General features: G+C 38.9%; 11 protein-coding genes and 1 pseudogene. 2 read left to right on the top strand and 10 right to left on the bottom strand.

Going from position 1 to position 15,108, the window contains the following annotated elements:
• The 7 genes and pseudogenes from ACTBZY_RS21740 to ACTBZY_RS21770 form a co-directional block, all read right to left on the bottom strand.
• Window positions 1-2,387, bottom strand: a 2,387-nt coding sequence (locus tag ACTBZY_RS21740) for a choice-of-anchor D domain-containing protein (RefSeq protein ID WP_463048495.1), incomplete at its 3' end; no start/stop codon positions are given.
• 516 nt (window positions 2,388-2,903) lie between these two features.
• Window positions 2,904-4,268 carry an alkaline phosphatase family protein gene (locus tag ACTBZY_RS21745; protein ID WP_463048496.1) on the bottom strand — a complete coding sequence of 455 codons (1,365 nt, stop codon included), beginning with the start codon at window positions 4,266-4,268 and terminating at the stop codon, window positions 2,904-2,906.
• Window positions 4,265-5,479, bottom strand: coding sequence for a metabolite traffic protein EboE (gene eboE, locus ACTBZY_RS21750; RefSeq protein ID WP_463048497.1), 1,215 nt, complete (start codon window positions 5,477-5,479; stop codon window positions 4,265-4,267). The genes ACTBZY_RS21745 and eboE overlap by 4 nt, the downstream gene beginning before the upstream one ends.
• Window positions 5,469-6,644 (bottom strand): annotated as a pseudogene (locus ACTBZY_RS21755) (3-dehydroquinate synthase); the annotation flags it as partial. The gene eboE and the pseudogene ACTBZY_RS21755, both read right to left, overlap by 11 nt.
• Before the next feature lie 48 nt (window positions 6,645-6,692).
• On the bottom strand, window positions 6,693-7,577 hold the full coding sequence (gene eboC, locus ACTBZY_RS21760; RefSeq protein ID WP_463048498.1) for a UbiA-like protein EboC: 885 nt from the start codon (window positions 7,575-7,577) through the stop codon (window positions 6,693-6,695).
• On the bottom strand, window positions 7,577-8,488 hold the full coding sequence (locus ACTBZY_RS21765) for a TatD family hydrolase (RefSeq protein WP_463048499.1): 912 nt from the start codon (window positions 8,486-8,488) through the stop codon (window positions 7,577-7,579). The genes eboC and ACTBZY_RS21765 overlap by 1 nt, the downstream gene beginning before the upstream one ends.
• Before the next feature lie 27 nt (window positions 8,489-8,515).
• Complete coding sequence (locus ACTBZY_RS21770; protein WP_463048500.1) at window positions 8,516-9,376, bottom strand: EboA domain-containing protein; 861 nt, start codon at window positions 9,374-9,376, stop codon at window positions 8,516-8,518.
• Window positions 9,377-9,629: 253 nt separating this feature from the next.
• Between ACTBZY_RS21770 and ACTBZY_RS21775 the strand changes: the two genes are divergently transcribed.
• Together ACTBZY_RS21775 and ACTBZY_RS21780 are read left to right on the top strand one after the other, a co-directional pair.
• A complete protein-coding gene (locus ACTBZY_RS21775) occupies window positions 9,630-10,634 on the top strand; it encodes an NADP-dependent oxidoreductase (RefSeq protein ID WP_463048501.1) in 1,005 nt (334 codons plus the stop codon).
• A 207-nt stretch (window positions 10,635-10,841) separates the two neighbouring features.
• Window positions 10,842-11,378 (top strand): TlpA family protein disulfide reductase, encoded by a 537-nt coding sequence (locus ACTBZY_RS21780; RefSeq protein WP_463048502.1) that lies wholly within the window; start codon window positions 10,842-10,844, stop codon window positions 11,376-11,378.
• Window positions 11,379-11,490: 112 nt separating this feature from the next.
• Here the strand turns inward: ACTBZY_RS21780 and ACTBZY_RS21785 are convergent, their stop codons facing one another.
• The 3 genes from ACTBZY_RS21785 to proB form a co-directional block, all read right to left on the bottom strand.
• Entirely contained in the window at window positions 11,491-12,867 is a 1,377-nt protein-coding gene (locus tag ACTBZY_RS21785) for a Gfo/Idh/MocA family protein (protein WP_463048503.1), read from the bottom strand.
• Window positions 12,868-12,905: 38 nt separating this feature from the next.
• The gene (locus tag ACTBZY_RS21790; RefSeq protein WP_463048504.1) at window positions 12,906-13,982 is read right to left on the bottom strand and encodes a DUF6807 domain-containing protein; all 1,077 of its coding nucleotides are present in this window, start codon (window positions 13,980-13,982) and stop codon (window positions 12,906-12,908) included.
• Window positions 13,983-14,258: 276 nt separating this feature from the next.
• Entirely contained in the window at window positions 14,259-15,029 is a 771-nt protein-coding gene (gene proB, locus ACTBZY_RS21795; protein WP_463048505.1) for a glutamate 5-kinase, read from the bottom strand.
• Window positions 15,030-15,108: the final 79 nt, after the last annotated feature.

Genomic DNA, 15,108 nt, shown 5'->3' on the forward strand with positions numbered 1-15,108 from the left:
GGGCTTCCGCTTAAAGTCAAATCTCCTGTTCCCAGATTTTCTATAGTAAAAGTATTGACATTGGTTCCAGAAGCAAGAGCAACAACTCCAAAATCAGTATCATCTGCTGTTCTTGGTGAGTTATCACAATCGGCTATATCTTGGCCGTTTCCTTTTAGGTTTATTTCGGGTGATGAACAGCTTTGAGGAGTTACTGAATTTACTGCATTTGCCGAGGTAGAAAATGGCAAAAAATCAAAATCTCCAGAAGAGTAAACCATGGCACTACCTCCACTGCCTTTTACCGTTGTTTCTTTAAATAGGCCAACACCTGTTCCGCCGGAATTTGTAGAATAATTTGGTCCATTGGATGCTCCCCAATAATTATTATCGAAATTGTATTTACCCAGATTATCAGCTGTTCCAAAAAAACCGTTCGGTGCTATCCCAGCTATATGAGTCACACCATAGCCCCCAGTAAGGCTGTAGAAATTATTATTATTGATAAAGGCGATGTCTTGTGAATCTTGCCAACCCGCTATCTCAATAGCCAGTCCATTAAATGAACTGGAAATGTCATTATTGGAAATTAACACGCCCTGCACATTACTATTTAAAATGGTAATAGCTCCTATACCTAGCTCATGGCTAGTGTTGGCATTCACAACAGTATTATGACTAATGTTTGCATTTTCTGAGTTATACCCATTGGCTGAGGAATATCCAATCTGTATACCAGCATTTACAGTATTTGAAACTCTATTTCCATTAATCTTTAAATTAGTATATCCATCACATAAAATTCCAGCCCATCTAGTATTGTCAATAATGTTGTCGGAAATAACAAAACTATCACCTGCTTCCCCTAACCACATAGCTGAAACGGCGACAGGTGTGGTACAGTGACCAGAGCCGTCATAAAATCCTATATTCTCAAAAACATTTCCCTGGATATCCCATGCTCCCCGGTCAGCTTTATAACCTCCTCCAGAATCCGTCTTTAAACCATGTGAACGTGTATTAGAAACTCTGTTTTTTAATATTTTAACATTACTTGCCGCATAACTCGCAAAAGCAATATTATTAGTATTCCAGAAGGCATTTACTCGTACGCTATCAATATTTAAACCCTGTATAGTTACAGGATTAGTAAATCCATACTTGATATCAAAACCATAACCGACAAGTCTTGCATTTGAGCTACAATAATCTCCCGTCTCTGAACTAATCTTAATTCTCTTATTGGTAATATTTAAATAAAGTGCCTGATCTTGATCAGCTCCATTGAGAGCACAGTTAGTTGATGTTGACTCGACAGCATTTCTATAAACACCATCAGTGATTAAGACGATATCGTCATTTGAGGCTGCATTTATTGCCGACTGAATATCCGTGTAAGTATTTGCAAATACATTATACGTTACTCCTTCTAAAACAATGGTTGCTGGCCTGGTCTCAGACTGATTGTTGACCCATCTTACTTGAGTGGTACTTTGACCCGTTCCCTTTATATCAAAATTATAAACCGCTTCATCAGAATCGTTACTATTTACAGTTACTATTGCATTTCTGACACCTGTAGCACTCGGGTCAAATTTCACATCAAAGTTAGTAGAAGCTCCTGGTGCAATGCTTAAATCAGGATTAGACGTTATTGCGAAATTAGCGGCATGTGTTCCTGAAATGGCAGGATTACCACTTAAAGTCAAAGTCGCACTTCCAGTATTTTCAATAGTAAAAGTATGGGTAACTGACTCACCATTAGTGTAAGCATATAAGAAATCGGTATCTTTTTTAGATGATAGTGAGTTATCACCATCCAGAATATTTGTATTTCTGGCTTTTAAATTTATTTCAGGAGTAACGGCAATAATAGTTGCTGCTTGTCTTGTAAAATCACTGCTATTAGGTATAAAAGCTGTGTATGGGCCAGAAGCGAAAGATTGGGATGACAGAAAATTGCCTGGGTCGGTTTGTACTATCGTTCCCTCTGGAATAGTAAGCGTCTCATTTGTTACTAAAGTAATACCAACGGGAAGTTTAAAATTAATAGCTTCATCATAATTCTTTTCAAACAGACCATAGTCAGAACCGTAGTTACCTATATCACCCCCTATGCCTCTCTTATTAGTGGAGGTTGTAAAAGAAAGACCTGTTGCACTAGAGGTATGTGATCCAGGAAAAGCTGAATAAACATTTTTAACAATAACTGTAACACTATTTTGGCTAGAGCTATAATCTTCATTAAACTTAAAGGTCACTGGCTGATTCAAAACCATTTGAATCTTATAGTTTCCCCCTGTTCCAGGAATTACACTAAAAGTGGCATCTAATTGTTGAGCCTTAGCATGACTAAATATTGACAACAAAATCAAGATCACGCCCAATTTCTTGAGAGCCTTTTCCATTCTATAAATTAAATAAAAGTGTTTCATATTCTTCGAAAGTTTAATATTGATTCAACAGGATATTCCTCACCATAAACTTCGGATTTTCACCACCATTCCATTAACTCATTTCGGACATTCTTTAACTCATTTCAGGCGGAGGGGGGCTAAAGCAGACCAATACACACTTTTTAGGGCATTTGTACGAAAAAGCTAATTTTGAGATTGACTTTAAGAAGCCATTATTCGAAAAGAAAAAAACAATCAGAAGTTTGGGGAAATTCAAAATTTTCAGAGGGGTTTTCACGCGTCTATATTCAGTAAATCACCTACTAGCCTTGCAAAAAAAATAGGCTTATAATCGTTCAATAATCTGGCCAAAAGAAGTGTAAAATCACTGCAATTTTAAGCATGGACTTCCCAATCATTTCATTTGTATAAAATATACAATACAGGACTAAAAAAGTCTTGGAAAAAATATGAGGTGGATACAAAAATAGCCTACTGCGTGACTTTGAAAAGTAAGCTAATCTGAGATTAATTTAAAACCGAATTCATAATCAAATCATGAATGGCTGTAGGGGCAATATTAGAATCATGTTTTTGGCTGCTTATAAAAATAGCTTTGTCTTCATCTTGAAGATTGACAGCACCGTGAGAGCCTTTCACTAAAGTAGCGTCTAAAGGAATCACATCCATCACCATTCTAAAGCCCAGCTTTTTCTTAAGCACTTTAAAGATGATTTTCGGGATAATAAGTTTTTGCTTTGGGTCTAAAAGCATTTCGGCTGGGTCGTAACCCGGTTTTTTATGAATATCTACCATTCTGGCGTAGTCTGGTGCTTTGGCATCATCTTCCCAAAAATAATAGGTAAACCAACTTTTGTCATCCCCTACCAGCACCAAGTCGCCTGAGCGTTCATGGTCTAAATAATATTTCTTTTTACCCTCTTCATCTAAAACTAAGGCTACGCCAGCTTCCGCTTCAAATCGTTTTTTAACAGCCGCTAGCTGCGTTTTGTCATTGACATACACATGGGCTATTTGATGGTCGGCTACTGCAAAGGCTTTTGACGCCCCAGCATCTAATAACTCCAAACCATTTTCCACTCTAATCCCTAACAAACCCATATCACGTAAAACACGATTTGGGTGAATAGGTCTTTCGACATTCGTAATGCCATATTCTGAAATGACAGAAACCTCCACACCTTGTGCCTCTAAATAGGTGATTAGGTCTTCACATACTTTGTCAATCTCCGCGAGGTCTTTTGGCAAGTGTTTTTCATCATGCCCATATTTCTGCAGCACATAATCTAAATGTGGTAAGTAGACCAACATCAAATCTGGATGATACCATTCCTGCACTTTTTTAGAAGCGTCGGCTATCCATTGGCTAGACTTTATAGTGGTCTTTGGTCCCCAAAAATGGAATAATGGGAAAGTACCCAATTCTGCCTGCAAGCGGTCCCTTAAATCTGCTGGAGCAGCATAACAGTCTGGTACTTTTTGCCCATCTGCTCTATACTGCGGCCTTGGGGTGACCGAGTAATCTGCCGTAGAATACATGTTATACCACCAAAACATATTGGCACAAGTAAAACCAGGGTTCGTTTTTCGAATATTATCCCACACATTGGGAGCTTGAACCAGTTGGTTCGACTGTTTCCAAAACTGCACCTCTTGGGCTTCTTTTGAAAACCAACCGTTCCCTACTATACCGTGTTCGTTTGGCCATTTTCCTGTCAAATAAGTGGTTTGCACAGCACAAGTTACAGCAGGTAAAACAGGCTCCACACTTGCTATATTTTTCTTAGCCGCCCATTGGCTCAAAAAAGGGGTATGCTTTCCTAAAACCCGCTTTGACAAACCAATGACGTTAATTACCGCTACTTTTTTCATGCTGTTGCTACTGTTCTAACCCAATCCAACTCTCTAACCACACAGCTCACTATATCGGTTTGCATGGCTTCCGGAAGTACATCCCACGTATAGGTTTCCACCTCTAAATGATTGGTGAAGTTTTCTTCTTTCCAAACAGTCAGCGTATCAATAATATCTTGCTGCGTAGATATTAATTTCTCATATTTCTCTGTGAAAACAGGCACATGAAAATGTGTTCTTATTTCTTGAAAATCCGCCTGCTGAATATCCTTTAAGCCTGGACCTAAATCTTTATACCTTACAAGTGCACCGTCCGTTTTTCTTACCACCGCTTGGTGCAAATAAGTAGGTTCGTCAAATCTTTTCAATTGTTCTTGAACAATCGCTCTATCTTTTGATCTACCTAAAATACCGCTGCTCAATGCCGCTGAAATCTGAATTCTTCCAATACCGATATTGGCCGCTTTTACCTTGGCTATAGCCTCCGATGGTTTTTCAAAACCCACGGCAAAATGGCACACATCATAACAGAGCTGAAAATGCTCTCTGATAATCTCCTCTGCTTTATTTAGGCCTATACCCAATGTAGCACTTATCTGATTTTTACCCGATGGCAGTAAATCGTTATTAAAGAAATCAACAAACTCGTCGCTGGTTTCTAAGATGCCATCTGGCTCAGGTTCCATGTCTAAATGTAGACTTTTTCCTGTTTTCGTTTTGATCTCAGCCAGGTGAAGCATTAGCTGAGAAAGTTGACGCACCGCCACCGCTTTTACTTCTATTAAAGCCGCTTCATCTTTATGCCAAAACCGATAAGAAATGGGCGATGTAGAAACTCCGCCATCTAAACCCTCTGGCAATAGTTCGGCCAAAATATCAAATAAGCGAATGCTATATGCCAGCCTATCTGGCGTACTCCAGTCTGGTGTATGCACCTCATCTTTCACCACTTGATTATGAAAACCACCATAAGGAAAACCATTGATGGTAAACACATACATGTTTTCACTGGCCAACCAGTCCTTGAAAATAGTCAGATTATCATCTTCCAAAAGTTCCAAGGAAGCTTCGTTTGAAAGTCTTAAACCTATGCCAAAGCTTTCGGTTTTTAGGCCATCTCTAACTTTGGTAGTGTACTTTTTAAGGTTTTCAAAAGTGGCCGTCCAAGATTCCCCTGCGTGGATATTACTGCAGTAGCTTAAATGTGCCTGATGTTTATTAATACGCATGGGTCTCTTGCTTTTTCAATAGTGTTAAAGCGGCTTTTTCAATCCAGTCGGTGTTCATTTCGTGCACATCAAACTTCTCGCCTATTTTCTCTACCATGGTGATGGTGAGTTCGCCACCTAAATGCTCTCTAAATTCCTCTAGTCCTTTTAAAAGCTCTGTATTAATATGCGTGCCTGTTTCGTTTAGAAGCACGGGATGAAAAGTATCAAAACCTAAGTTTGATAGTACTTTTAAAATGCGGTCTGCAGTCACTTCCGACATAAAACCGGCATACGTTCCATAAACGATATCTAAACCGATACCGATGGCTACCGCCTCACCATGTTTGATTCCAAAGTTTGTAATCTGCTCCATTTTATGAGCCGCCCAATGGCCAAAATCCAATGGTCTGGAAGAACCCATTTCAAAAGGATCATTGCTATTAGAAATATGGTGGGTGTGCAATTTAGCACAATCGAAAACCAATTTCTCCATAGCCTCCAGATCTCTATTATTAAGAGCAATGGCATTCGCCTCTATCCAATCAAAAAATGCTTCATCCTTTATTAATGCCACTTTTACCGCTTCAGACATGCCTGCTCGCCAGTCACGCTCATCTAAAGACGTCAAAAAGTTCAGATCATTTATCACCGCAAAAGGCGGAGCAAATGTTCCTAAGAAGTTCTTTTTACCAAAATAGTTGATGCTGTTTTTTACACCTACACCAGAGTCGTTTTGAGATAAAACCGTAGTCGGGATTCTAATATGTCTGATACCTCTATGCCCAACGGCTGCGGCAAAACCCGCCATGTCTAAAACTGCTCCTCCGCCTATAGCTAAAAGGAAAGAATGACGGTCTATCTTGGCCTCGTTTATCATGGACAGTGTTTTCTCAAACTCCGACATGGTATTTTTGGCGTCTTCTCCTCCCGTCACTATAATGGGCTTACAGGCCAATTTTAATTTAGGAAAGGCGGACACATATTTTTCAATATTGTGTATAAGCTCTGGCTGACAATCATTCAATCCGCTGTCTATTACAAAAGACACTTGAATGGCCTTTGGCGATTCTTTTTGCTCATTTAAAACATCAAACAGCTCTGTGTTTGATACATCAAACATATTTCTCGTGAAGAGAATTTGATATTTATAATTGATGGAGAAATTCTGCTCTATATTCATTTTATATCTTTCCTGACGTCTATCTTAAAATCAAAAAACCTGGTTTTAAATTCAGGTTACAGCGAATTTTTTAGCCAATAATATGGAAATAGGTAAAAGGCATAATACGGCTAAACCGTATTTCCAGTCGCTAAAACCTGCTACATAGCTAGCATTCAGCGGTATTAAGGAGAGTACACCCATCTTCACCGCATTCATAATGTTCTTAGGTTCGTTAAACCGAATGGCTTTGAGTTTGGCAAGCAAGTTTATCCCTATCCAAAGCAGTACAAAAGGCAAAACCATCCAAAGATTCATAATTCCTTTAAAGCCCAAAGTTAAAACCACCGACGCTACCAGCACATCTAATATAAGGGCAAACGTCACGGCTAGTTTATTATTCCCCAAAACTTCACCTTGACTGGTCAAGGTAATGGCCGCTATAAAAACGATTGGAAGGAAAATCATCATCCACATTTCTGGCCATTGACCGTTGGCCAAAACACTCATCCCTAATGCCAAGTTTAAACCACGACATACACCCATAGCTAAAGGGCCAGCCACTAAATGATGCTTGGCGAATTTATCATATATCACCGCAAAAAGTGCCACTAAGGCCGCTATTACCCCACTCAGAACGCTTACAAAAGAGGCAGTAAATATAGCAATTACAAATAGAAATATACCGAATATTACCGCCTGACGCTGCGTCACTTTACCGCTTGGAATAATCCTTTCTGGTCGTTCTACTTTGTCTATTTCTAAATCAAAAACATCATTAAAAACAATACCTCCACCATAAAGACAAGCCGTAGCCAGTGCCAATAATAAGACCGAAGTCCATGGAAATGGTTGTAATAGAAACGCACCTGCAATGGCCGCTCCTGCCGCTATATCAGACACCGCCGTAATGACATTGGCAGGCCTGGTCATTGCTAAATAATAGAAAAGCTTCATTAATTTTCTATAATGTCTGAGTCTGAAGCCTTTCCTTTTACAGGGTCTTGACCACGTAAAACGCTATTTCCGCCATAAAGTACCGACTGGTCAAAGGTAACACCATTCGCCCAATCACTTTCTTTCATGTTACCACTTTTGGCATAAGCATCTAATGCATTTTGGTAACAGGTCATGTGCACATCTTCCTTAGAAATGCCATTTGCCAACATAAGATGTGCAGTCTTAGGAACCGCCAGCGGGTCGCTTACACCCCAATCGGCTGAGCTATCCACTATGATTCTTTCTGAACCATACTGTTTCACAACCTCCACCATTCTTTCGCTACCCATTTTAGTTCTTGGGTAAATGGTGAATGCGGCCCAATAACCTCTATCTAAAACAGCTTTTGCTGTTTCTTCATTATTATGGTCTATAATCGCCATCGAAGGGTCTATCCCATGCTCTTCTAACACATCCATGCTGCGTAAAGTCCCGTTTTTCTTATCTCTATGCGGCGTATGTATCAGTATTGGCAAATTGACTTCTTTCGCGAGTTCTATCTGAGCTCTAAAAAATCTATCTTCTGCTTCCGTTTGGTCATCATAACCAATTTCGCCTATGGCCACCACATTATCTTTAGTGGCATATAATGGCAGTAATTCCATCACCTGCTCTGCCAAAGGCACATTATTAGCCTCTTTAGAATTCAGGCCAATGGTACAGTAATGTTTGATACCAAACTGAGAAGATCTGAAGGGCTCCCAACCTACTATACTGCTATAATAATCTTTAAAAGCTCCTTTTTCCGTTCTTGGCTGTCCCAACCAAAATGCTGGTTCTATTATCGCCACTATTCCCGCCTTCTGCATGGCTTGATAATCATCCGTAGTTCTGGACGACATGTGTACATGTGGGTCTATAAATTTCATATTTCTAAACTTTATTGGTTCGTATTTTTAAGCTTCCCATATTTCTTTACCAATTTCTTCCCATGTCTTTGAAACGGTAGATAAACCCTGACTTCTTAGCCAGTCTGTTTGATTGGCATCTTCTAAAACTTTTTGAGCGGCTGCTTTACCTAAATCTGTATCATTAAGCACGGCTTTTTTCAAATCGTCTATTATGGATTCGGTTGTAAAACCACTCAGTATTCGCCAAAGTTCTGGAGTAACTAATCTTCCTGCGGCCCATCTTTCATGCACGAAATCCTGTAGAATTCCAGCTAGCTTGTCATTCTTTCGCTCGTCAATACCATAAATTCTATAAATTGGTCTTTCCATAAAAATGGCTTTTAAGACCATGTGATTCCAGGCGTCTTCACCGAAATAGGTGAAAGCGTAGTTGTTTTCTAAAGCAATGGCGTCAAAAACGTCAATCATATTGGTACGGATACCGTCAATGATATTCAACTTGAAATCTCCTGCGTTTTCTAAGTACGGTAGTGATCTATAAATGACTACTTGCTCCTTTATGTCGGCAGAGGCTAACAGCGTTTCTATTTTCTCTTTGATCGCCGAAGACTCCAATTGAAGCAAGAAGGCCAACCTGCAAAAGGAAACTAAGTCCCATTTTTTTTCAGAAAAGGCTGGATTAATTTTTTGCAAACGCTCCTTTAAATCTGGTGAAATGGTAACGCTCGAATTTTCCACCTTCCTATTTAGCATACCAAAGGCAAGAAAAAACGATGCGTTCGTTTCTAATTTCTGTACCTTTTCTTTAAACCAATCTAGCGATGATTGTTCCGCCAAGTTATTTAAGCAACACTTAAATACTTCTTCTTTTAAACTTGTAATTCCGCTCACACTCTCCTGCTGCATTCAGCTTTTTCAATGAAGACTTATTGTCAATAGGTTCAACAAAATTAAGGATTTTACGTTTCAAAACGGTCTTTTTTCACCTCAATTCAATGCTTTCCGTCAAAAACAAAAGAAACATGGATGACTATACGAAATGTGAAGTTCTAAATAAGAAAAGAGGCTTTTTACAAACAGTAAGTGGAAAGAAAATCTGAATTTAATTTTCCATTGCCTAATTTTAGGGTGAACTCTTGAAAAACTTCAAAACAAACAAATGAACAAACAAATCTTATTGAAAGAACGCCCAGTAGGCTTACCTACGGCTTCTACCTGGACCTTAAACACTGCTGAAATACCTGAATTGGCCGAAGGTGAAATTTTAATCAAAACAGAATATATTTCTTTAGACCCTGCCATGAGAGGTTGGCTTAGAGATGTACGCTCTTATATACCGCCAGTTGGTATTAACGAGGTGATGCGTGCAGGCTCCTTAGGAAGAGTGGTAAAAGCCAATAATCATCCAAAATTCAAAGAAGGTGATGTATTAGTAGGTACTGGTGGTGTGCAGCAGTATATCGTTTCTAACGGAAAAGGATTTTTAAAAGTAGAAGAAGGTCATAGACCTTTAACAGAATACCTAGGCGTATTAGGCATGCCGGGCATGACCGCCTATTTTGGGATCTTGGAAGTAGGTGAACTAAAAGAAGGTGAAACCGTAGTGGTTTCTGGTGCTGCCGGTGCCGTAGGAAGTGTGGTAGGGCAAATTGCCAAAATCAAAGGCTGCAAAGTCATTGGAATAGCCGGCGGCAAAGCCAAATGCGACTATCTCGTAAACGAACTGGGCTTTGATGCCGCCATTGACTATAAATCTGATAACATTTATGCTGCCATAAAAGAGCATTGTCCGAAAGGCATTGATGTCTATTTTGACAATGTAGGTGGTGAAATTTTAGATGCCGCTCTTTCTAGACTGGCTATGCATGCTAGAATTGTTATTTGCGGAGCCATCTCTCAATATAATAATACTGAAAAAGTTAGTGGCCCAAGTAACTATATGTCCTTACTGGTCAACAGAGCCTCTATGAAAGGTATGGTGGTTTTTGATTATGCCAACCGCTACCATGAAGCCAGAGAGCAAATGGAAATTTGGCTGGACGAGGGCAAACTAAAAAGCAAAGAAGATATTTACCAAGGCATTGAAAACTTTAATGATACCTTGTTAAGGCTTTTTGACGGCAATAAACAAGGGAAATTAATATTGAAAGTTTCTGAAGATTAGAAACTAAAGAAACGCACAAGCTAAAAAGATTGTGCGTTTTAAAAATTAGCTAGTAACACTTTTACCTCCTTTTGATTTCGCTTTATTTTCATGTGTTACGGTACCAATCTTTATCCGTATTCTTTTCATTCAGACACCTCCAATTATTAGGGACTTCTGTGACGCCAATCACAGACTAAAAACACAAAATGGCACATCTTTGCAGCTATGAAAAGAAATTGGAGCAATATACTCTTTGGAATATTTGTAGTATTATTAGTCATCCCCCAAACCGGAACCCCCATTAAGGTGGCCGTGAATAGACTTTTAGCTTTTAGTCCATCTGTAGAGAAGCCTGAGGATGTTAAACAATTGAGCAACTACGAATGGCAATTGATGGATTTAGATGGAAATTCTATCAACTTAAATGCCTTCAAAGGCAAAAAAATATTGATTAATTTTTGGGCTACTTGGTGCCCACCTTGCATTGCAGAGATGCCTAGCATGCAGGCCTTACATGACGATTATAAAGACAAGGCAGTATTTATTTTTGCGACCAATGACAATCCTGCCGCCATAGATAAGTTCCTCAAAAAATATGGCTATAAGCTACCCATCTATCAGATTACAAGTACCGCTCCTCCGGAATTACAAACAAATAGCCTGCCCACCACTTACTTCATAGATGAAAAAGGCAACATTTTAATTGACAAAACAGGTTCTGCTAACTGGAACAGCGATGAAGTAAGAAGCCTGTTGGATTAAAATCTAAGGTTCACGATTGGAGAAGCTTCCATATATGACCAACTATTGAACATAAAAAACCCCTTAAACAAACCAGTACAACCTGGGCATTTAAGGGGTTTGATTTTTCTAATTATACGTTTTGAGGAACGATATAAGGATATCTATACTTTCTGCTGAGCATTAAATCTGCTTCCTCATTATTGATAAACTCCTCAAATTCTCCATTAAATCTTAAAGTCTCTCCTACTCTGTAAGCGACGTTTGCAATCAGTGGCAATACCGTTGACATATGGCCAACCTCCACTTCGCAGTTCAAACCTTTGTTATTTCCTGCTTTTAAGGAATCAATAAAATTAGCGAAATGCCCATTACTATCTGGTGCTGTTCTGAAAGAACTATCCCCTCCAATGGCTGCACCCGCACCCATTCCAGAACCCGCAAAAGGCTCCTTCTCATCATTCTTATAGGCTTTCCAAGTGCTACCGTTTATCTCCATCCAGCCTTCTGTGCCATAGAACATATTACCTATCTTAATGCCTTCATTAGACTCGGCATTGGTAAACCTTCCTCTTGTTTCAAACTCCAACATTTTACCGTCGGCGTATTCAAAAACAGAAATCTGAGTATTAGGCGTTTCTTGAGAACATTCCGAAGGTGAAATACCAAAAATGTTACCCATAGACTGCACTTTAATAGGGTGTACTTTCTTATTTAAGCCCCAACGTGCCACATCAAATTGATGAGGACCTTGGTTTCCTGTATCTCCGTTTCCTGTATCCCAGTGCCAGTGCCAGTTGTAGTGACCTTTCTTCTCATTATACGGTCTGTATGTAGCTGGTCCTAACCATCTGTCGTAATCTAATGTAGACGGTGGTGTGCTATCTTTCGTTATTCCAAAAGAATTTCTAGGCTTAAAACAGGTACCTCTAGCCATGAAAACATCACCTATTCCGCCATCATGTAAGAATGCAATCGCTTGCATAACATTAGAAATAGATCTGTTTTGAAAACCTACTTGAACTATCCTGTCATATTTCCTTGCAGCTTCCACCATTTTTCTACCTTCCCATACATTATGAGAACTTGGTTTTTCTACATACACGTGCTTACCCGCTTGACAAGCCCAAATGGCAGAAAGTGCATGCCAATGATTTGGCGTAGCCACCACCACTGCATCTATTTCTTTATCATCAAACAGCTTACGCATGTCTGTCGCTGTACCCGGTTTGTTACCATTCTGATTTTTAGCTGAAAGTGCTTGTCTCTCGGCAAAAAACTTGGAGTCTACATCACATATCGTTTTTATGGTTACCCCATCTTTATACATGCTAGAAAAGCTACCTAAAAGGTCTTTTCCTCTTCCTCCAATTCCCACAGAACCTAATATGACTCTGTCGTTGGCACCTAAAATGTTTCTATACGATTTTGCGGATAATGCTGAGGTTCCAAAAACAACCCCAGAGGTCGCCAGTGTAGCCTTTTTAATAAATTCTCTTCTGTTACTCATGTTTGATTTTTCTATTTTATAGGTTTGAATAGTATTATTTATTGGGCCGAAAATTCCGTAAACCTTTTATCCAAGATTTCTTTATTTAAAGCACTGCTAGCAATGATTACTCTATGTTTGAAAGTAACACTTTCCTTATCTGCCAATTTAAGGTTCAACTTCTCTTTTCCATCACTGAAAACCTCTTGACCAAGAGGATTGGCGGCAAATAAGCCGTAACCTCTAGCATGCCAGTAGGTAGGGTAACCCACGTTTTCTTTATGGTCTAGTATAGCCAGAGAAATTTCTTCGTTTCCAATTTTAGAGCCTAAGTTCATCCAATTAGATCTCAATCCCCAACAAGCTTCACCTTCTACACCTTCCGCATTTAAGTAATGACCATTTACACCTTCATTATTCAATGCTTTTACGGTCGTAGCTATACCATTAGCATCTGTAAAAATATCTGGTTTGTCAGAAGGATGTTCCATCTCACGGGTAAGCCTGATGCCTAGGACACCCTCTTTATTATCCTTAAAGTTTACCTCACCATTAGCCGCAGTCAGTTTTGTAATGCGGTCAATTGAATATTCGTTATCTAAAGCTCTAAAAATAAATGTAGTATTTTCTTTAAGTAAAACAGTGCCATCAGGTCCTACCCAGTCCATGGCCACTTCTAATTGAGCTTCATCGTCACCATCTTTTGCAGACACTATTTCTTTATGAACAATAGTCCCATAATGCTCTCTCTTTTCTTCTGGAATAGAATCTGAATTATTCCAAAAATCTAAACCATTTACATCTCCATAATTAAACCACATACCTACATGGTGAGGATGGTCTACACGCTCGCCAACAGAAGGCTCCAAAGGAAACTTCCTTGTTATTTTTGTTCCCTTTGGAGTAATTAAAGGATACAAAACTGGCTTTTTAATGGTAGATGGGTAAATGTAAGAAGTGAATAAATTTCCGTCAATCATCACATCTACTTTCTGCTCAGATGCATTTTGTACGAGTTGAATTCGTGGTGCTTTTTCTTCTTCAGAAGACTTGCTTTCATTAGCACCACAGGAGAATAACAGGAGTGTAAGAACAAATGCCGAATAAGTAGACAAGCTACTTTTTAAGTTTTTCATTGATATTATTTAAATGGGTTGAGATAAATACAAGTCAAATATATTGAAAACTTAAGTTTTACAGGTCGATTACTTCATCAGTTTGAAACAATTTCACTTAAAGCTTAATATTCGCTCGACCAAATCAAGAAAAACGCAACTCTAGTTTTCACATCCCTAAACCTATACCATTTTAAGACACTCAAAATAAGCTTAACAATAATGTCAAGAATCCTATCTAAACAAAAACGGGCTACCTCACCTTTGTGAAATAGCCCGTTTTTAAGTAGTAACCAATTATAGGGACACTCTAGTGCCTATGGCTTCGCCATGGACAATATCAAGTATGACATTCGGCCTATTACCATTGGCTATGATTGTAGGAATATTTTTAGCTGCAGTAGCCTTTGCCATGTTCAATTTGGAAGCCATTCCTCCTCTCCCTTCTCCTTCTCCTTTAGCCTTATCCTCCACGTATTTCTCTACGTTTTCACCCACGCTTACATTTTTTATAAGCTTAGTATGTTGAGCATCCGGGTCTCCGTCATAAAGACCATCGGTACTCGTCAAAATAATAAGCATATCTGCACTTATCAACTCTGCCACTAGCGATGCCAATTCATCGTTATCCGAAAACATTGAACTGGTTATAGAAACAGCATCGTCTTCATTGGCAATAGGAATTACCCCTTCAGAAAGTAAACCCTCATAACAGTTAATCATGTTTTCACGATGCCTCCCAGGATTAAAATCTCTTTTGGTAGCTAGCACCTGAGCACAATTCATTCCATATCTACTAAAAATATTATAGTAATGAAGCATCATTCTTGGCTGGCCTACAGAAGAATACACCTGTCTTTTTTGGGCTTTGTCTTGAATTTTGATTCTTCCTAAAATCTCTCTACCAGCAATCACAGAACCTGAAGACACCAACACACAGATAATATCCTCTTCAAATAAAGCAGCAATTTGCTGTACCAAACCTTCCAAAACAGGCTTAACAAGCCTCCTGGATTTATTGACCATGACATTTGTACCGACTTTTACAACAATTCGTTTTTTATACATAATAACAAAGAAAAACAACCAAGAACAAAATTCTTGGTTACGACTTAAATAAATTTTCAAAGATGTAAGCTGAGATGTT

This window comes from Arcticibacterium sp., from assembly GCF_055134445.1.